Raw genomic sequence first — 20285 nt, 5'->3', positions numbered from 1 at the left:
TTTTTTTCACCACGGGTTACAGCACAGCAACGATGGCTTCACACAGCGGTGCCATATTGTCCGGCGTCATGCCCGCTACGTTAATACGCCCGGATGCCACGGCGTAAATCCCAAATTCTTCGCGCAGACGCAGCACCTGATCTTTGGTCAGGCCGCTGAATGAGAACATGCCATTCTGTTTCGTGATAAAGCTGAAATCACGATCCGCGCCTTTCTCCTGCAGCGTATTCACAAACAGCAGACGCATGCGCTGGATACGCTGGCGCATATCGGTCAGTTCCTGTTCCCAGATTGCGCGCAAAGCTTCATTGCTGAGGATCGTCGCCACCACGGAAGCGCCATGCGCTGGTGGGTTAGAGTAGTTCGCACGAATGACCGATTTCATCTGGCTGAAGGCGCGATCGGCGCTTTCTGCATCAGCGCAAACCAGCGTACAGGCACCAACACGCTCATTGTACAGACCAAAGTTTTTCGAGAAGGAACTGGCAACCAGCAACTCTTTATGCAGCGCAGCAAACGCGCGCAACCCTTCAGCGTCTTCTTCCAGACCGCGGGCAAAGCCCTGGTAAGCAAAGTCAAACAGCGGCAGCCAGCCTTTTTCAACGGACAGCTTCGCCAGCGTCTCCCACTGTTCAAGCGTGGGATCGATACCGGTCGGGTTATGGCAGCAGCCGTGGAACAGCACCACGTCGCCCGCTTGTGCGTTATTCAGGCTGGCCAGCATACCGTCGAAGTCCAGTGCGTGATTCTGCGCGTCGTAGTAAGCGTATTCACACACTTCCAGACCGGCAGAGTTGAAGACGCCTTTATGGTTCGGCCAGCTTGGGTTGCTTACCCATACGCGTTTTGCAGAGGTGTTTTTGGCAAGGAAATCCGCCGCTACGCGCAGACCGCCGGTACCACCTGGGGTTTGCGCTGTGCGTGCACGTTTGTCGTTGATAATCGCGCTGCCTTTGCCGAACAGCAGTTCCTGGGTGCAACGGCCAAATTCAGGAATACCGTCGATGCCGAGGTAATTTTTAGTGGTCTCATTTTCCAGCAGATAAAGTTCCGCTTTTTTTACGCTGGTCAGCACCGGGGTCTTGCCGGTTTCATCTTTATAGACACCGATCCCTAAGTTGATTTTATTGGGGCGTTCATCGGCGCGAAACAGATCGGCCAGACCCAGAATAGGATCGGCAGGAGCGGCGGTTATATTCTCAAACATGACGAGGTTCCATTTTGATGACAGAAGGGAGATCCGCTATCAGGTTAACGGGAGATACGGGAATTGCCAACCGTTTGCGATAAAAAGCGCGATACTTTTCAAAAGTCATCGGTCTTTATATCGCAGACATAAAAAAACAGGGCCGGAGCCCTGTTTGATATGCATATAACAGTCGAGGGGTGACTGATTAGAACTGGTAAACGATACCAACAGCAGCCTGGTCGTCTGTAGCCAGTTTAACTGCACGGGTATAATCGTTGTCTTTCAACAGGTTGAACTTATATGCAGCATATACGTTCATGTTTTTGTTGAAGTAGTACCAGGTACCCACTTCGATGTATTTGGTCAGGTCAGCATCACCACCGGTGAAGCTACCACGTGCAGCCAGGTCTTTACCTTTGGTCTGTACGTAGCCAACGGACGGACGCAGACCGAAGTCGAACTGGTACTGTACTACCGCTTCGATGTTCTGAGTTTTGTTAGCGAAGGTATCGTCTGCCTGCGGAGTCATGTTGTAGGTCTGAGAGTACATAACTGCCGCGTACACGTTGTTAGCGTCATACTTAGCAGAAGTTGCCCACGCTTCAGCTTTGTCACCGTTACCATCAACTTTCTGAGAAACAGTACGGTTGGAAGAAGAGTAACCTGCAGCAACACCGAAACCAGCGCCCAGATCGTAAGTCACAGAGGTGCTTACGCCGTCGCCGTTCTGTTTTTTAACATCGCGGCTGGAGCTTTCGTTTTTACCCTGGTATTGCAGAGCCAGACCCAGGCCATCAACCAGACCGAAGAAGTTGGAGTTGCGGTAAGTTGCAACACCGCTGGTACGACCGGTCATGTAGTTGTCAGTGTAGTTCCAGCCATCGCCGCCCCACTCAACCAGCATGTCAGTTGCTGCTTCGGCATCATAGATAGCACCGTAGTTACGACCGTAATCGAAAGAACCGAAGTCACCTGCTTTCAGACCAGCAAATGCCAGACGGGTTTTAGTATCCTGGCTGCCTTCAGTGCTGGAGGCATCCATGTTGTATTCCCAACGACCCTAACCGATCAGTTCGCTGTTGATCTGAGTTTCACCTTTGAAACCCACACGAGCGTAGGTGGTGTCTTCGTTGCCGGTTGCGCCGTTGGTGGTCCAAATGTGCTCGCCTACAGCTTTGCCGTAGAAGTCCAGTTTGTTGCCGTTTTTGTTATAGATTTCTGCAGCGTTAGCTGCGCCCGCTACCAGCAGGGCAGGGATAACCACTGCCAGGATATTGCGCTTCATCATTATTTATTACCCTCATTGGTTTTTTTTAACACCTGCCACTGCCGCCAATAAATTCCGTCAATAAACATTTACGGAACTATTGATGAGAGTTTGGTGTCTTTCTGTGTCTGAAAGGCATCTTTCCAAACATGTCAGCGTTTCGCTACCCTGAAAGTGCTACAAATGTCTTAAAGCGGTAACAAAAAGAAATATTGTGTAAGGATTTATTAATTTTAGGGAACTTTGTGAACCACTTCATAATTCCGAACTGACTGCTGCTAAAAACAGCATCTTCATTCCTATTTATATGAATTACTTATGTTTAATTGAGATAACGGCTTTTCTTATCCCGGAATCCCTCTCATCCTGTATTTTCTTATAACTTGATTTAGCCATCCAGATAGCTGCTCTGTTTTTAACCAAACGTGCGAAATCACATGGAGGTAAAAATGGGCAACAACGTCGGTGTTGATTTTTTGTACAGAGTGGTTCTAACCCAATATGGTGCAGAAAATGACCGGGCAGGTAAGAAAGTGAGTAAAAATGTGTCTGCGTTCTGAATGCAGATTAACAGAGTAAAAAAAGAGATAAAGAAAAGGCCAGCACTCGGGCTGGCCTTCATATTTTTATTGGGTCGATCAGAATGTCGCGTTGCGCGGGGTGCGTGGGAACGGGATCACGTCACGCACGTTCTGTACGCCTGTTACGTAAGCGATCAGGCGCTCAAAACCGAGACCAAAACCGGCATGCGGCACAGTGCCATAACGGCGCAGGTCGCGATACCACCAGTAGTCTTCTTTATTCAGCCCCATTTCGGCCATGCGGGCATCCAGAACATCCAGACGCTCTTCACGCTGAGAACCACCGATGATTTCACCAATGCCCGGCGCCAGCACGTCCATCGCCGCCACGGTTTTACCGTCATCGTTAAGGCGCATATAGAACGCTTTGATATCTTTCGGGTAGTTTTTCACCACGACCGGCGCTTTAAAGTGCTTCTCCGCCAGGTAACGTTCGTGTTCAGAAGCCAGATCGACGCCCCAGTACACCGGGTTTTCAAACGTCTCGCCACATTTCTCCAGAATGGCTACCGCATCGGTGTAATCCACCTGCGCGAAATCTGCCGCAATAAAGCGCTGCAGACGGCCAATGGCATCTTTGTCGACCCGTTCTTCGAAGAACTTCAGGTCATCCATACGTTCATCCAGGACGGCTTTGAAAGCATATTTCAGCATCGCTTCGGCCAGACGGGCGTTATCATCCAGGTCGGCAAAAGCCACTTCTGGTTCCAGCATCCAGAACTCCGCCAGATGGCGGCTGGTGTTGGAGTTTTCCGCACGGAAGGTCGGGCCAAAGGTGTAGATTTTCGACAGCGCGCAGGCGTAAGTTTCACCGTTGAGCTGCCCCGATACGGTCAGGAAAGACTCTTTGCCGAAGAAATCCTTGTCATAATCTACTTTGCCTTCCGGCGTACGCGGCAGGTTTTCCATATCCAGCGTCGAAACGCGGAACATCTCACCTGCACCTTCGGTATCAGACGCGGTGATCAGCGGCGTGGAAACCCAGAAGAATCCTTGCTCATTAAAGAAGCGATGCAGCGCCTGCGCCAGCGTATGGCGAACGCGAGCAACGGCACCGATAAGGTTTGTGCGTGGGCGAAGATGTGCGACTTCACGCAGATACTCGATACTGTGGCGTTTTGCTGCCATCGGATAGGTATCCGGATCTTCAACCCAGCCTGTCACCTCAACACGGGTTGCCTGAATTTCCAGACTCTGGCCTTCGCCCGGCGAAGCCACAACTTTACCGGTGACGATAACGGAGCAACCGGTGGTCAGACGCAGCACTTCGTCATTGTAATTGGGCAGAGAATTATTAATAACGGCCTGTACAGGATTAAAGCAGGAGCCGTCATAAACGGCGAGGAAGGAGATACCAGCTTTAGAATCTCGGCGGGTGCGCACCCATCCGCGTACGGTGACTTCGCTGTCAACGGCAACGCGGCTATGGAATACGTCGGCTACAGGCACAACGCTCATAATATTCTCTCTGTTAATAGTCGGAAAAAATAAACACTTGTCCGCCCGATAAGGGGGGATATCTATGTTACCTGGCATACGCCATCAGACAAGCAGAATTCGCAAGAACAATTAATAAATTGTCGGCAAAAAGAAGGGAGCCGTCTGGCTCCCTGGCGATTAGCTGGCTTTTTTGACCTGAGGCAGGTCAAATGCTTTACGCAGTGCGCGGACAAACGCCTTATCATGGCAGATGGTTTTCCCCGGACTGTCTGACAATTTCGCCACCGGTTTACCGTTGCACTCCACCAGCTTAATGACAATATTGAGCGGCTTTACCTGAGGAATATCGCAGGTTAAACGGGTGCCAATACCAAAACTAAGATTAACGCGTGAGGTAAAGTGGCTATAAAGTTCGAGCGCTTTGTTCAGATCGAGGTTATCGGAGAATACCAGCGTTTTTGTAAGGGGGTTAATCCCGAGTTTTTCGTAATGGGCGATGGCTTTCTCCCCCCATTCCACCGGATCCCCGGAGTCATGACGCAATCCTTGATAACGGGTCGCGAATTCCGGGCCAAAGTCGCGTAAAAACGCATCCATGGTGATGCAATCCGTCAGCGCAATGCCTAATTGCGATGGGTACTCTTCCAGCCAGGCCGCCAGCGCCGCGCGTTGACTGGTGGCGAGATTTGGGCTGATTTGCTGATGCGCCTGGAACCACTCATGTGCCTGGGTTCCCATTGGCGTCAATGACAACCGGCGCGCCAGATCGTAATTACTGGTGCCAACAAACCACGGTTCCTGCTGCAGGCGTTTTACAATTGCCTGCTGAACATCGCGGGAGAAACGGCGACGGGTGCCGAAATCCATCAGACGAAAACGGGACATGTCCTTCCCGGCCGTGCGCGCAGCAAAATCCGCCAGTTTTTCTTCCAGATGCAGCAGAGCCTGCTCTACGCCCGCTTGAGGCGAACGGCAGCGATGCACCACTTCACTGATGACCGCCAGCAGCGGTACTTCCCACATGATCACTTCGCGCCACGGGCCGGAGAGACGAATGTTGAGTTTGCCGTTGTCGTTGCTAATAGCCACTTGCTGCGGATCGTAACGAAAATCGCGCAACCAGGTGAGATAGTCGGATTTAAAGAAAGGCAGACCGGACAGCCAGTGGTACTCGTCATCCTGCAAACGCAGGTGTTGCATGGCATCCACATGTTCACGGATCGCGTCGGCGTAGATGCCGAGCAGATCGTCGCCACGGCAGCGGAACTCTGCTGAAACGTGCACATCGTAATAATGATGGAACACCGCTTGCTGCATGTGCAGCTTGTAAGCGTCGGTATCCAGCAGCGTTTGCAGACCAGGGAAAGCGAGTTGAGTCATGGTGCGCAGAAGCATCCTCTTACAGGAGCGTTTAGTACAATAAACAAAGCAGGTCGTCGCTGGAGTATACCTTGTTTACCAGGTTATTGAACCCCGATCACACCATATCGCACGGAATGGGTCGATGGCATTTCGTGCCTCCTGTTGCCAAAATGTAGCAAACCAGAGCTTTTCCCTCTTAAAAGATGAACATTCTGCGTGGCGCGTTCTCCGCAACCGGAATAGACTGGAGTCGTAACCAAACAGAAGATGCTAAAGGTTTTTTATGACACAACAGCCACAAGCCAAATACCGCCACGATTACCGTGCGCCGGATTACCTGATTAGCGATATTGACTTGACCTTTGAGCTCGACGCCACCAAAACGGTCGTTACCGCGCTGAGTAACGTGTCGCGCCATAGCGCCTCTGTCGTACCGCTTCGCCTCGATGGCGGCGAGCTGACACTGCTCTCTCTCCATGTCAACGATGCTCCATGGTCGAACTATAAAATAGAAGAAGGCAACCAACTGGTCATTGATGGCCTGCCGGATCGTTTTACCCTGCGTATCGTGAATGAAATCAGCCCGGCGGCGAATACTGCGCTGGAAGGGTTGTACCAGTCTGGCGAAGCGCTGTGTACTCAATGTGAGGCGGAGGGGTTCCGTCACATTACCTGGTATCTTGATCGCCCGGATGTACTGGCGCGGTTTACCACCAAATTGATCGCTGATAAAACCCGTTATCCGTTCCTGCTGTCGAACGGTAACCGTATTGACCAGGGGGAACTGGGCGATGGCCGTCACTGGGTTCAGTGGCAGGATCCCTTCCCGAAACCCTGCTATTTATTTGCCCTTGTCGCAGGCGATTTTGACGTACTGCGCGACACGTTTACGACCCGCTCCGGGCGCGAGGTGGCGCTGGAGCTGTATGTCGACCGCGGCAATCTTGATCGCGCGCCGTGGGCGATGACGTCGCTGAAGAATTCCATGAAGTGGGACGAAGAGCGCTTCGGCCTGGAGTACGATCTCGACATCTATATGATCGTTGCCGTCGACTTCTTTAATATGGGGGCGATGGAAAACAAAGGGCTGAACATCTTCAACTCGAAATATGTTCTTGCCCGGACAGATACTGCAACCGATAAAGATTACCTCGATATTGAACGTGTTATAGGGCATGAATATTTCCATAACTGGACAGGTAACCGTGTCACCTGCCGCGACTGGTTCCAGCTCAGCCTGAAAGAGGGACTCACAGTGTTCCGCGACCAGGAGTTCAGTTCCGATCTCGGTTCCCGTGCAGTTAACCGCATCAATAATGTACGCACCATGCGCGGCATGCAGTTTGCGGAAGACGCCAGCCCGATGGCGCACCCCATCCGTCCGGACAAAGTCATTGAAATGAACAACTTCTATACCCTGACGGTTTACGAAAAGGGTGCTGAAGTGATCCGCATGATGCACACGCTGCTGGGCGAAGAGAACTTCCAGAAAGGGATGCAGCTCTATTTTGAGCGTCACGATGGCAGCGCAGCGACCTGTGACGATTTCGTGCAGGCGATGGAGGATGCTTCTAATATCGACCTCTCGCATTTCCGTCGTTGGTACAGTCAGGCGGGCACGCCGATTGTGACGGTGCAGGACGACTACAACCCGAATACCGAGCAGTATACGCTGACCATCAGCCAGCGCACACCGCCAACCGCGGAGCAGCAAGACAAGCAGCCGCTGCACATCCCGTTTGATATTGAACTGTACGATAACGAAGGGAAGGTGATCCCGCTGCAAAAAGGCGGTCACCCGGTACACCACGTACTGAACGTGACACAGACCGAGCAGACATTTGTGTTTGATAATGTCTATTTCCAGCCAGTGCCCTCACTGCTGCGTGAGTTCTCTGCGCCGGTGAAACTGGAATACAAATGGAGCGACCAGCAGCTCACGTTTTTAATGCGTCATGCCAGCAACGATTTCTCCCGCTGGGATGCGGCGCAAAGTCTGCTGGCCACGCATATCAAGCTGAACGTTGCACGTCATCAGCAGGGTCAGGCGTTGTCGTTGCCGTTGCATGTGGCAGATGCCTTCCGGGCTATCCTGCTGGACGAGGCCATCGATCCGGCGCTGGCTGCCGAGATTCTGACGCTGCCATCAGCGAATGAGATTGCCGAACTGTTTGACGTTATCGATCCCACCGCGATCACCGCGGTGCGTGAAGCCCTGACGCGTACGCTTGCCACTGAGCTGGCAGATGAGTTCCTTGCTGTGTATAACGCCAACAAATTAAGCCATTACCAGGTGGAGCATGCAGATATCGGCAAGCGCGCTTTACGTAACACCTGCCTGCGCTTCCTGGCCTTTGGCGACGCGCAATTGGGTGACAAACTGGTGAGTCAGCAGTATCACGATGCCGACAACATGACCGATGCGCTGGCTGCGCTTTCAGCCGCTGTGGCCGCACAGTTACCGTGCCGCGATGCGCTGATGCAGGAATATGATGACAAATGGCATCATGACGGTCTGGTGATGGATAAGTGGTTTATCCTGCAGGCTACCAGCCCGGCGAGCAATGTGCTGGAAACGGTGCGTGGTTTGCTGAAACACCGTTCGTTCAGCCTGAGCAACCCGAACCGCATTCGTTCGCTCATCGGTGCTTTTGCCGGCAGCAACCCGGCGGCATTCCATGCGCAAGATGGCAGTGGTTATCAGTTCCTGGTCGAAATGCTGACTGAGCTTAATAGCCGCAACCCGCAGGTAGCGTCGCGTCTGATTGAGCCGCTGATCCGCCTGAAACGTTATGACGCCAAACGTCAGGCGTTGATGCGCGCAGCGCTGGAGCAGTTAAAAGCGTTGCCAAACCTGTCTGGCGACCTGTACGAGAAAGTCAGCAAAGCGCTGGCATAGTCCGGCAATCAGGCCCGGTAGCGCGACGCTTTCCGGGCCTGTAAATAGTGCTTTGTAACCGGCGAAAGCGACAAATTCTCAGGCATGGCGGGTTTGTGGCACAACTGTGCTTTCTGATTCGCCACGCTGCATGACCCGGTTCAGTACTGTTTCTTCTAACTCCGCCAGTCTGGCCGAACCCGTCCGGCGCGGGCGGGGAATATCGATGGCCAAATCCAGACCAATTTTCCCTTCTTCAATCAGCAGGACGCGATCGGCCATGGCCACGGCTTCGCTGACATCGTGCGTGACCAGCACTACCGTAAACCCGTGTAATTGCCACAGTTCCGTGATCAGCGCCTGCATCTCAAGACGTGTTAGTGCATCCAGTGCGCCAAGGGGTTCATCGAGTAGTAGCAGTCCGGGTTGATGTACCAGCGCACGCGCCAGTGCGACGCGCTGTTTTTGCCCACCAGAGAGCGCGGCAGGCCACTCCGTTGCGCGCTGCGCCAGCCCTACTGACCGGAGCGCTTCTTGTGCGGCCTCGCGCCAGGAGCCCTTCAGACCCAGACCGACATTATCGATAACCGATTTCCATGGCAGCAGGCGTGCATCCTGAAACATCATTCGCGTGTCATTCTGGATCTGCGCCAGTGGCGTGTTTCCCGCCAGCAGTTCACCGCTGTTTGGGGATTCGAGGCCAGCCAGCAGACGCAGTAAGGTGCTCTTGCCGCCGCCGCTACGCCCCACCACGGCAATAAACTGACCGGCAGCAATGTGCAAATCCAGCCCCTTCAATACGGCGTTATCACCGTAGTGCTTGCTTACGCCATTTAATAACAAGGGGATTCCTTGAGTGAGTCGGGCGGTCGTCATGCATTTGCCTCCTTCTCATGATAAGCCGGATGCCAACGCAACCACAGGCGCTCCAGCAGTTGTGCACTCACATCAGCCAGTTTGCCGAGCAGGGCGTAGAGGATAATCGCCACCACTACCACATCGGTTTGCAAGAACTCCCGTGCGTTCATGGCCAGGTAACCGATGCCTGCATTCGCTGAAATCGTCTCGGCCACAATTAAGGTCAGCCACATCAGACCAAGGGCAAAGCGCACACCGACCATAATTGAGGGTAGGGCACCCGGCAGGATCACGTGGATAAAGAGCGCAAAACCGGTTAAACCATAGCTACGCGCCATTTCCACCAGTCCACGATCGATATTGCGGATCCCATGCCAGGTATTGATATACACCGGAAACAGCGTACCCAAAGCGACGAGGAATATTTTCGCGCTCTCGTCGATGCCAAACCACAGGATGACCAAGGGGATCAATGCCAGATGCGGGATGTTACGCAACATCTGGATAGAGGTGTCCAGCAGCCGCTCTCCCCAAGGCGACAGACCGCTTATCAACCCCAACGTCAAACCGATGCTGCCGCCAATAGAGAAGCCAATCGCCGCACGCCAGGAACTGATGGCCAGATGCTGCCACAGTTCTCCGCTTGCGCTCAGCGTCCAGAAGGCCTCCAGCACGCCTTCCGGTGACGGAAGAATGCGGGTGGAGAGCCAACCAGTCGATGAAGCGATTTGCCAGACGATCACGATCCCGGTGGGCAGTAACCACGGTGCGATACGCAGCAACCCTCTGTTCTGTGCAGCCATGATGACTCCTCAGCTTTGCGCCACTTTTCGGGGGATAAACTCATTCGCCACCGTCTCGCCCTGAAGCGGCAACGATTGCGGTTGCGGGATCTGCGGGATAGCGACATCGAGGTGTGGGAACAACAGTTCGCCCACCCGATACGCCTCTTCCAGATGCGGATAACCAGAAAGAATAAAACTGTCTATTCCCAGTGCCGCATACTCGTTAATGCGCGCCGCTACTGTTGGGCCGTCGCCCACCAGCGCCGTTCCTGCGCCGCCGCGCACCAGGCCTGGGCCAGCCCACAAATTGGGGCTGATTTCCAGGTTATCGCGTTGACCGTTATGCAGTGCCGCCATACGTTGCTGGCCGACGGAGTCCTGGCGTGCAAATGCCGCCTGCGCTTTGGCAATGGTGTCGTCATCCAGATGCGAGATGAGGTTGTTTGCTGCTTGCCAGGCTTCCGCAGTGGTTTCACGCACGATCACATGCAGGCGAATGCCGAAGCGAACGCGGCGCCCGTGAGCGGCTGCTTTGGCGCGCACCTGGGCAATTTTCTCTTTTACCTGTTCAGGGGGCTCGCCCCAGGTCAGATAGAGATCGACTTGTTCCGCGGCCAGATCTTGCGCCACATCTGATGACCCCCCGAAATAGAGCGGCGGGCGCGGTTGCTGAACGGGGGGGAAAAATAACTTCGCGCCGCGCACATGAACATGTTTGCCCTGGAAATCGACCGTCTCGCCTTCCAGCAGGCGTCGCCAGACATGGGTGAATTCCGATGATGCTGCGTAACGCTCGGTATGATCAAGAAATACACCGTCCCCTGCCAGTTCCTGCGGATCGCTGCCAGTCACGAGGTTAAACAATGCCCGGCCGTTAGACAGGCGATCCAGTGTGGCGGCCTGGCGGGCGGCGACGGTGACGGAGGTGACGCTTGGGCGCAGGGCGACGAGGAATTTCAGACGTTGCGTGACCGGGATCAGGGAGGCGGCCACCAGCCAGGCATCTTCGCAGGAGCGTCCGGTTGGGATCAGTACACCGCTAAATCCCAGACGGTCCGCCGCTTGGGCAATCTGTTGTAAATAGGCATGATCCACTGCCCGGGAGCCGTAATCGGTCCCCAGGTAGTGACCGTCACCGTGGGTAGGCAAAAACCAGAACAGATTCAGGCTCATAACTTGGCTCCTTCTTGGGTTGGCTGCCAGATGCGGGTACGGATATCCACTTTCTTCGGTAGCAGGTGGTTGGCATAAAACAGATCGGCCGTTTGCTGTTGCAGCGCGGCGATGGCATCGTTTACCGGTCCGATTTTGGTCGGGGGGCGATGATCAAAGTAAGTCGCGATAACGGGCTGTGGTAACCCCATCGTTTTTGCCAGCAGTGCGACACTTTCGTCACGGTGGCTGATGGTGAGTGCATCCGCTTCACTAAAGGTGTCCAGTACCCCCTGGATAAAGGCGCCATTCTTCTCTGCGTAGGGGCGTGCCGCTAAATAGAAAGAGCCGGTCTGTTTCAGCGTGGTGCCATCTTTTAATACCCGCACGCCGCCTTGTAACAGAGCCGCGGAATAGTACGGATCCCAGATGGCCCAGGCGTCGACATTCCCCTGTTGGAAGGCTGCGCGGGCATCGGCCGGCGTCAGGAAGACAGGTTGAATATCTGTAAACTTCAGTCCGGCTTCTTGCAGGGCGCGCAGCAGCAAGTTATGGGAGCTGGACCCCTTCTGCAGAGCCACTTTATGCCCTTTCAGATCGGCAACCGTTTTAATGGCACTGTTTTCCGCCACAAGGATCACTTCTGCTTTCGGCTTAGGGGGTTCTACGCCGACATAAACCAGATCCGCACCAGCAGCTTGGGCAAAAATCGGTGGAATATCGCCAGTGCTGCCAATATCAATGCTGCCGACGTTGAGTGCCTCCAGCATCTGCGGGCCTGCCGGGAATTCCACCCAGGATACTTTGGTGTTCGGGTAACGTTTTTCCAGCAATTCATGGCTTTTCGCCAGCACCATACTGACACTGCCTTTCTGATAGCCGATGCGTAACCCATCCGGCGCAGGTTCGGCGGCATGTACCCAACCGGACACGGTCAGCAGTCCTCCGATCACCAGCCACTGTGCGCGATGTTTGAAAGCGTTAAACATGAGCGACTCCCTGTGTCGTATGGAAATCGGGAGCCTGAATGTCGCGGCGGTGCAGCGCCTGCCAGAAGGTTTCCAGTGCGCTATCAAGACGGGTTTGCAGATTGGGACTCAGGCTGGGTTTATGCTGGTAGTCCAGTACCTGACTGTCGTCAGCAAAAACGCCATGCAGGATCTCTTGCGCTTTGAGCGCGCTGAGAACAGGCTTCAGGGCGTAATCCACCGCCAGCATATGCGCCACGGTTCCGCCGGTCGCCAGCGGTAAAACCACCTTGCCTTCCAGTGCGCGTTCGGGAAGCAAATCCAGCAGCGTTTTCAGGGCGCCGGAAAAGGAGGCTTTATAAATGGGGGTAGCGACAATCAATCCGTCCGCGCTTTTCAACTGCTCAATAAGCGTTTGTAAAGCCGGGCTATCAAAGTTAGCGTACAGCAGATCTTCTGGCGCGAAGTTATGTAAGTGCCAGTGGCAGACCTCGATATCCCGGGCGCTCAGACGCTCACGAGCATACTCCAGCAGTGCACTGGAGCGGGACGGGAAGCGCGGACTTCCGGCGAGAGTGACAACGCGCATAGTAGCTCCTTATAACTAATTGTTTGCTTTTAAGTAACATTCATAACAATTTAAAGCAGTGTGACAGAGGCGATTTATTCCACTAAATGATTTATTTGAAGAAAAATTGCCAAAAATTGCATAAAGCGGAGGGGGAAGGGAAAACGATTGCGCCAAATCAGCTTTTTTTGCCGCAGGTCAATTCCATTTGCCGGGGGTTTCGCAGATAATACGCCCCCGGTTTGCACACCGGGAATCCAGGAGAGTTCATGTACTATCCCTTCGTTCGTAAAGCCCTTTTCCAGCTCGATCCAGAGCGCGCTCATGAATTAACATTTCAACAATTACGCCGTGTCACGGGCACACCGCTGGAAGCGCTTGTCCGCCAGCGTGTACCGGAGAAACCGGTAAAATGTATGGGGCTGACCTTTAAGAATCCGCTTGGACTGGCGGCAGGTCTGGATAAAAACGGCGAATGCATTGATGCACTTGGGGCGATGGGGTTCGGCTCCATCGAAATCGGCACCGTGACGCCTCGTCCACAGCCGGGCAATGACAAACCGAGGATCTTCCGTCTGGTAGATGCCGAAGGTTTGATCAACCGGATGGGCTTTAATAATCTCGGTGTTGATAACCTGGTCGAGAATGTTAAGAAAGCGCATTTTGACGGTGTACTCGGTATCAATATTGGCAAAAATAAAGATACGCCAGTCGAGCAGGGCAAAGATGACTACCTGATTTGTATGGAGAAAATCTATGCTTATGCAGGTTATATCGCGATTAATATCTCGTCGCCGAATACGCCGGGGTTACGTACCCTGCAATATGGCGAAGCGCTGGATGATCTGCTTTCGGCAATTAAAAATAAGCAAAACGATCTACAGAATCGCCACCATAAATATGTACCGGTAGCGGTGAAGATCGCACCGGATCTTTCGCAAGAAGAATTGATCCAGGTGGCGGACAGTTTAGTTCGCCACAATATTGACGGCGTTATCGCTACCAATACGACGCTGGATAGATCCCTCGTGCAGGGAATGAAACATTGTGATGAAACCGGTGGTTTAAGTGGCCGTCCATTACAATTAAAAAGTACTGAAATAATTCGCCGTCTGTCTCAGGAATTACAGGGTCAGTTACCTATTATCGGTGTCGGCGGCATTGACTCGGTGATCGCCGCTCGGGAAAAAGTGGCCGCAGGCGCAACACTGGTGCAAATTTATTCTGGCTTTATTTTTAAAGGCCCGCCACTGATTAAAGAAATTGTCACCCATATCTAATCTTTTTTCCTTTTCCTGAACCACCAGGGCTTTATTTCCCGCCCTGGTTGTTTTATATTCCGTCACTGTTGCTAATTTAAACATTTTAGTCTTTCATTATTAGGGTAATAACCGAGGCGGCAAAAAGGATGAAAAAGTAACAGGATGTTTATGGGGACGGGAGAGGAAAATGCGAATTAAACCTGACGACAATTGGCGCTGGTATTTTGATGGCGAGCATGACCGTATGATGCTCGACTTAGCCAACGGCATGTTATTTCGTTCGCGCTTTGCCGGTAAAATGCTGACACCGGATGCTTTTTCGCCCTCAGGTTTTTGTGTCGACGATGCGGCTCTCTATTTCTCTTTTGATGAAAAATGCCGCGATCTCGATTTGTCCAATGAGCAACGTGCAGAGCTGGTGCTCAATGCATTGGTCGCCATTCGCTTCCTGAAACCGCAAATGCCGAAAAGCTGGCACTTTTTATCTCACGGCGAACTTTGGTCGCCTGCGACGGGAGAAGGGGCCTGCGTCTGGCTGAGTGACACGCAGGAGTGCGTCAATTTGCTGGTGGTGGAACCGGGTGAAAACGCAACGCTCTGTCTGCTGGCGCAGCCTGGCGTGGTCATTGCCGGTCGTACGATGCAGCTTGGCGATGCGATCAAAATCATGAACGATCGCCTGAAGCCGCACACGCACGCCGTTGGCATTCGCTATGAACAGGCGGTTTAAGCCTCCAGCCGCAGTGATGTCTTCGGTATACAGCTACAGCAGAGAATCGAACCATCCTGCGCGACCGCCGATTTTTTCATGGCGCTGACGTCACCTTCCACTAACCGTATCCGGCAACAGCCGCAGACTCCCGCCCGACAGGAGTAGGGTACGCGAATCCCCTGATTTTCAAGCTGTTCCAGCAGCACTTGCTGGTTGTTACCGCGAAACGTCTGCCCCTGCCAACTGATATCCACTGCGCCTTCCGGCAGGACTTCTGGTGACAATGTTTCCGCCACGGCACCGGCACCGTAAATTTTAGCCGGAGCGGTAGCCAGAATGGTAACCTCATCACCCACCCGGATCACACCGCTGTTGCGGGCAATCAGGTTCTGCCCAAAATCCACGTCGCCATTGTCCTGCGCGGTACGGAACCCTTGCAGCGTCGTTAATGGCTCGCCGGTAGGGTGTTTTTGACCCTTTTCCGGGCTGACAGTCGTAAACACGCAGCGGCTGCACGGTTTGACCACATCAAAAATCACATCGCCAATGCGCACCACTTTCCAGTTGTCTTCTTCCCACGCCTGCGCGCCCGTCACCACCAGGTTGGGACGGAATTGCTCCATTTTGACGCTGGCCGGGCAGCGTTGTTGTAAATCACGCAGTGAAGCTTCGTTGGTGAGCAAATAAGGGAAGCCATCCGCAAAGGATAATGGGACATCTTCGTGACGCTTTACCCGGCGGGTCAGCGTCGATCCCACCCAGCGAAGCTGGACATCACGCGAGAAAAAGTGGCTCAGCCAGCGGTTAATCTCATCGGGCGCAACCTGTGCGGTAAAATGGTTACCCCAGACTTCCGTTGGGGCGGCGTCGGGCGCAAAATCAGCAAAGCGGATCACTGCGCTGCTGCCGTCCGGTGCGGTCAGATGCAGACCATCCGTCAGCGGTGATGGCGTAAAGCGCACCATCTGCGGAAACTGGCGGGCAGTAATAAAGGTGCCATCGGGTTGGGTGATCATAAAAATGCGATCAAACGAGAGACCGCTAATGTCGGCTAATGCATGCGTCAGACCAATGCCGCGCATGGATTTCACCGGATGGATAAAAAGACGTGAAAGAGTCGGCACGTCTTGCCCCCTGTCAGACGAAAATTAGCCCTCAACTTTATGACATGAACGCCAGATTAGCTATAATGCGCAACAATTTTCGTTGAGTATAAGTGACATTATGATTTCTCTGTTTGCCAGTACGGCCCGTGGGCTGGAAGAGCTGTTAAAAACTGAACTGGAAAAACTCGGTGCTGTAGAGTGCCGTGTTGTTCAGGGTGGTGTCCATTTTGAAGGTGACACACGGCTCCTGTACCAGAGCCTGATGTGGAGTCGTCTGGCTTCGCGCATTATGCTGCCACTCGGAGAATGCAAGGTGTATAGCGACCTTGATCTTTACCTGGGCGTGCAGGCGATTAACTGGACAGAGATTTTTAACCCGGGCGCGACCTTCGCGGTGCATTTCAGTGGGCTGAATGATGAGATCCGCAACAGCCAGTACGGCGCGTTGAAAGTGAAAGACGCCATCGTCGACAGCTTTACCCGTAAAAATCTTCCGCGTCCGAATGTTGAGCGTGACATGCCGGATTTACGCATTAATGTCTGGCTGAATCAGGACACCGCGAATATCTCTCTTGACTTGAGCGGCGAAGGCTTGCACTTACGCGGCTACCGCGATCGCACTGGTATGGCGCCAATTAAAGAAAATCTCGCGGCGGCGATTGTGATGCGTTCCGGCTGGCTGCCGGGCACGCCGTTGCTGGATCCGATGTGCGGCTCCGGCACATTGCTGATTGAAGCGGCGATGGCGGCAACCGATCGCGCGCCGGGTCTGCATCGCGGTCATTGGGGTTTTAGCGGCTGGGCACAGCACGATGACGTGTTGTGGCAAGAAGTGAAAGCCGAGGCGCAAACCCGCGCCCGTCAGGGGATTGCCGGTTATGAATCCCGTTTCTATGGCTCCGACAACGACGCGCGCGTGGTCGAAATCGCCCGTAAAAACGCCCGTCGCGCCGGGGTGGGTGAACTGATCACCTTTGAGGCGAAAGATGTCGCACAACTGAGTAATCCGCTGCCGAAAGGCCCGTACGGTACGGTCATCAGCAACCCGCCCTACGGTGAGCGTCTCGAAAGCGAACCGGCGCTGATTGCGCTGCACAGTCTGCTGGGGCGCTTGCTGAAAGCGCAGTTCGGCGGCTGGAACCTGTCGCTGTTCAGTGCGTCGGTCGATTTGCTCAATTGCCTACAGCTGCGTGCAGAGCGCCAGTTCAAAGCCAAGAATGGCCCGCTGGATTGCGTGCAGAAAAACTACCATCTGGCGGAAAATACCGGCGAAGCGAAAGCCCCGGCGATGGCGGAAGATTACGCTAACCGCTTGCGCAAGAACCTGAAAAAACTGGAGAAGTGGGCGCGCCAGGAGGGTATCGAATGTTACCGTCTGTACGATGCCGATTTACCCGACTACAACGTGGCGGTCGATCGCTACGCGGATTGGGTGGTGGTGCAGGAGTACGCACCGCCGAAAACCGTGGATGCGCAGAAAGCGCGTCAGCGCCTGTTCGATATTATCGCTGCCACCATTCAGGTACTCGGTATTGCGCCGAATAAACTGGTACTGAAAACCCGTGAGCGGCAGAAAGGCAACAACCAGTATCAGAAGATGAACGAGAAGGGCGACTTTATGGAAGTGAGCGAATATAACGCTCGTCTGTGGGTCAACCTGACGGATTATCTGGATACCGGCCTGTTCCTCGACCACCGCATTGCTCGCCGTATGCTGGGCCAGATGAGTAAGGGTAAGGATTTCCTGAACCTCTTCTCTTATACCGGTAGCGCCAGCGTACATGCAGGTTTAGGTGGCGCACGTTCCACCACCACCGTGGATATGTCCCGCACTTACCTTGAGTGGGCGGAACGCAACTTGCGCCTCAACGGTCTGAGCGGTCGTGCGCATCGTCTGATTCAGGCGGACTGCCTTGGCTGGCTGCGCGATACTGACGAGCAGTTTGATCTGATCTTTATCGATCCGCCGACCTTTTCGAACTCAAAACGCATGGAAGACTCGTTTGATGTGCAGCGCGACCATATGCGCCTGATGCAGGATCTGAAACGCCTGCTGCGCAAGGACGGCACAATTATGTTTTCCAATAACAAACGCGGTTTCCGTATGGATCTCGACGGGCTGGCGAAACTGGGGCTGAAAGCACAAGAAATCACCAAAAAAACGCAGTCGCAGGACTTTGCCCGCAACCGTCAAATCCATAACTGCTGGCTGATTACCGCAGCCTGAAAGGATAAATAAATGTCATTGATCAGTATGCATGGCGCGTGGCTGTCGTTCAGCGATGCGCCGCTCCTCGATAATGCAGAGCTGCATATCGAAGAAAACGAACGCGTGTGCCTGGTAGGGCGCAACGGGGCGGGTAAATCAACGCTGATGAAGATCCTCAACCGGGAAGTCAACCTGGATGATGGACGCATCGTCTATGAGCAGGATTTAGTGGTGGCGCGTCTGCAACAGGATCCGCCGCGCAACGTCACCGGCAGCGTATACGACTTTGTCGCTGAGGGCATTGAAGAGCAGGCGGAATACCTCAAGCGTTATCACGATATTTCGCATCTGGTGATGAGCGATCCAAGCGACAAAAACCTTGCCGAACTGGCGCGGGTACAGGAGCTGCTGGATCATCACGGTTTGTGGCAGTTGGAAAACCGCATTAACGAGGTGCTGGCGCAGCTGGGTCTGACTGCGGACATGGCGCTTTCCTCGTTGTCCGGCGGCTGGTTGCGTAAAGCCGCGTTAGGTCGCGCGCTGGTTAGCGCCCCGCGTGTACTGCTACTTGATGAACCGACGAACCACCTGGATATCGAAACCATCGACTGGCTGGAAGGGTTCCTGAAATCGTTTGGCGGCACTATCATCTTTATTTCCCATGACCGCTCATTTATCCGCAATATGGCGACGCGCATTGTCGACCTCGACCGCGGCAAGCTGGTCTCTTACCCTGGCGATTATGACCAATATCTGCTGGATAAAGAAGAAGCGCTGCGCGTGGAAGATCTGCAAAATGCTGAGTTTGACCGCAAGCTGGCACAGGAAGAAGTTTGGATCCGTCAGGGCATCAAAGCGCGTCGTACCCGAAACGAAGGCCGCGTTCGTGCGCTGAAAGCGATGCGTCGTGAGCGTAGCGAGCGCCGGGAAGTGATGGGCAGTGCGAAAATGCAGGTGGAAGAAGCTTCCCGCTCCGGCAAGATCGTCTTTGAGATGGAAAACGTCAACTACGGGGTTGAGGGAAAGGTGCTGGTGCGCGATTTCTCTACGCAGGTCCAGCGGGGCGACAAAATTGCCCTCATCGGCCCTAACGGCTGTGGTAAGACGACATTGCTGAAACTGATGCTGGGCCAGTTGCAGGCGGATAGTGGTCGCGTGCATGTGGGCACCAAGCTGGAAGTGGCGTACTTTGATCAACACCGTGCGGAACTGGATCCGGAAAAAACGATGATGGACAACCTGGCCGAGGGCAAACAGGAAGTCATGGTCAACGGTAAACCGCGCCATATTTTGGGTTATTTGCAGGACTTCCTGTTCCATCCAAAACGGGCGATGACGCCAGTACGTGCACTTTCCGGTGGGGAGCGTAACCGCCTGTTGCTGGCACGTTTGTTCCTTAAACCCAGTAACCTGCTGATCCTCGATGAACCGACCAACGATCTGGATGTTGAAACACTGGAACTGCTTGAAGAGTTGATCGACAGCTATCAGGGCACTGTGCTGCTGGTTAGCCACGATCGCCAGTTTGTGGATAATACCGTGACCGAATGTTGGATCTTCGAAGGTGAAGGGCGCATTGGTCAGTATGTTGGCGGTTATCACGATGCGCGCGGTCAGCAGTCTGCTTCACAAGCGCAAAAACAGGCCGCCGTGAAAAAAAATACGGAAGCCGCGGTCGCCAAAGCAGAAACTGTCAAACGGAGCACCAACAAACTAAGCTATAACCTGCAGCGTGAGCTGGAACAACTGCCCCAGAAGCTGGAACAGCTGGAAGCTGCGCTGGAATCTCTGCAGGAGCAGGTGGCGGATGCCGCCTTCTTTAGTCAGCCGCATGATCATACGCAGAAAGTCTTAGCTGATATGGCTTCGGCGGAGCAGGCGCTGGAAGACGCGTTTGAACGCTGGGAGTATCTGGAGGCTCTGAAAAACGGCGCATAAAAGGGAGCCT

14 protein-coding genes and 1 pseudogene are annotated in these 20285 nt (G+C 53.8%); 5 read left to right on the top strand and 10 right to left on the bottom strand.

The window, feature by feature from the left end:
- Nucleotides 1-16: 16 nt before the first annotated feature.
- The 4 genes and pseudogenes from O9K67_RS16035 to pncB form a co-directional block, all read right to left on the bottom strand.
- Nucleotides 17-1207: an amino acid aminotransferase gene (locus O9K67_RS16035; RefSeq protein ID WP_061494692.1), complete on the bottom strand. Its 1191-nt coding sequence runs from the start codon at nt 1205-1207 to the stop codon at nt 17-19.
- Between the two features lie 187 nt (nt 1208-1394).
- Nucleotides 1395-2477: pseudogene (locus O9K67_RS16030) on the bottom strand (porin).
- A 617-nt stretch (nt 2478-3094) separates the two neighbouring features.
- On the bottom strand, nt 3095-4495 hold the full coding sequence (gene asnS, locus O9K67_RS16025) for an asparagine--tRNA ligase (RefSeq protein ID WP_061494694.1): 1401 nt from the start codon (nt 4493-4495) through the stop codon (nt 3095-3097).
- Nucleotides 4496-4654: 159 nt separating this feature from the next.
- Nucleotides 4655-5857 carry a nicotinate phosphoribosyltransferase gene (gene pncB, locus O9K67_RS16020; protein ID WP_061494695.1) on the bottom strand — a complete coding sequence of 401 codons (1203 nt, stop codon included), beginning with the start codon at nt 5855-5857 and terminating at the stop codon, nt 4655-4657.
- A gap of 265 nt (nt 5858-6122) precedes the next feature.
- On the opposite strand from pncB, the gene pepN reads away from it, so the two are divergent.
- Nucleotides 6123-8738 (top strand): aminopeptidase N, encoded by a 2616-nt coding sequence (gene pepN, locus O9K67_RS16015; RefSeq protein WP_061494696.1) that lies wholly within the window; start codon nt 6123-6125, stop codon nt 8736-8738.
- 78 nt (nt 8739-8816) lie between these two features.
- On the opposite strand, the gene ssuB is transcribed toward pepN, so the two are convergent.
- The 5 genes from ssuB to ssuE are packed head-to-tail and all read right to left on the bottom strand — an operon-like array spanning nt 8817 to nt 13069.
- Complete coding sequence (ssuB, locus tag O9K67_RS16010) at nt 8817-9593, bottom strand: aliphatic sulfonates ABC transporter ATP-binding protein (RefSeq protein ID WP_061494697.1); 777 nt, start codon at nt 9591-9593, stop codon at nt 8817-8819.
- On the bottom strand, nt 9590-10378 hold the full coding sequence (gene ssuC / locus O9K67_RS16005; protein ID WP_061494698.1) for an aliphatic sulfonate ABC transporter permease SsuC: 789 nt from the start codon (nt 10376-10378) through the stop codon (nt 9590-9592). Before ssuC ends, ssuB begins: the two co-directional genes overlap by 4 nt.
- 9 nt (nt 10379-10387) lie before the next feature.
- Complete coding sequence (gene ssuD / locus O9K67_RS16000) at nt 10388-11533, bottom strand: FMNH2-dependent alkanesulfonate monooxygenase (RefSeq protein ID WP_061494699.1); 1146 nt, start codon at nt 11531-11533, stop codon at nt 10388-10390.
- Nucleotides 11530-12501: a sulfonate ABC transporter substrate-binding protein gene (locus O9K67_RS15995; protein WP_061494700.1), complete on the bottom strand. Its 972-nt coding sequence runs from the start codon at nt 12499-12501 to the stop codon at nt 11530-11532. Before O9K67_RS15995 ends, ssuD begins: the two co-directional genes overlap by 4 nt.
- A complete protein-coding gene (gene ssuE, locus O9K67_RS15990) occupies nt 12494-13069 on the bottom strand; it encodes an NADPH-dependent FMN reductase (RefSeq protein WP_061494701.1) in 576 nt (191 codons plus the stop codon). The genes O9K67_RS15995 and ssuE overlap by 8 nt, the downstream gene beginning before the upstream one ends.
- 248 nt (nt 13070-13317) lie before the next feature.
- Here ssuE and pyrD point away from each other — a divergent pair, with 248 nt between their 5' ends.
- Complete coding sequence (gene pyrD, locus O9K67_RS15985) at nt 13318-14328, top strand: quinone-dependent dihydroorotate dehydrogenase (protein WP_061494702.1); 1011 nt, start codon at nt 13318-13320, stop codon at nt 14326-14328.
- Nucleotides 14329-14497: 169 nt separating this feature from the next.
- Complete coding sequence (gene zapC, locus O9K67_RS15980) at nt 14498-15040, top strand: cell division protein ZapC (RefSeq protein ID WP_061494703.1); 543 nt, start codon at nt 14498-14500, stop codon at nt 15038-15040.
- On the opposite strand, the gene O9K67_RS15975 is transcribed toward zapC, so the two are convergent.
- On the bottom strand, nt 15037-16146 hold the full coding sequence (locus tag O9K67_RS15975) for a YcbX family protein (protein WP_061494704.1): 1110 nt from the start codon (nt 16144-16146) through the stop codon (nt 15037-15039). The two genes, zapC and O9K67_RS15975, sit on opposite strands and share 4 nt — an antisense overlap.
- Nucleotides 16147-16246: 100 nt before the next feature.
- Between O9K67_RS15975 and rlmKL the strand changes: the two genes are divergently transcribed.
- Together rlmKL and O9K67_RS15965 are read left to right on the top strand one after the other, a co-directional pair.
- A complete protein-coding gene (gene rlmKL, locus O9K67_RS15970; RefSeq protein ID WP_061494705.1) occupies nt 16247-18355 on the top strand; it encodes a bifunctional 23S rRNA (guanine(2069)-N(7))-methyltransferase RlmK/23S rRNA (guanine(2445)-N(2))-methyltransferase RlmL in 2109 nt (702 codons plus the stop codon).
- 12 nt (nt 18356-18367) lie between these two features.
- Nucleotides 18368-20275 (top strand): ABC transporter ATP-binding protein, encoded by a 1908-nt coding sequence (locus O9K67_RS15965; protein ID WP_061494706.1) that lies wholly within the window; start codon nt 18368-18370, stop codon nt 20273-20275.
- Nucleotides 20276-20285: the final 10 nt, after the last annotated feature.

The organism is Kosakonia oryzendophytica, from assembly GCF_027886705.1.
GTDB classification, from domain to species: domain Bacteria; phylum Pseudomonadota; class Gammaproteobacteria; order Enterobacterales; family Enterobacteriaceae; genus Kosakonia; species Kosakonia oryzendophytica.
This window is presented reverse-complemented; position numbering and strand designations above follow the sequence as displayed.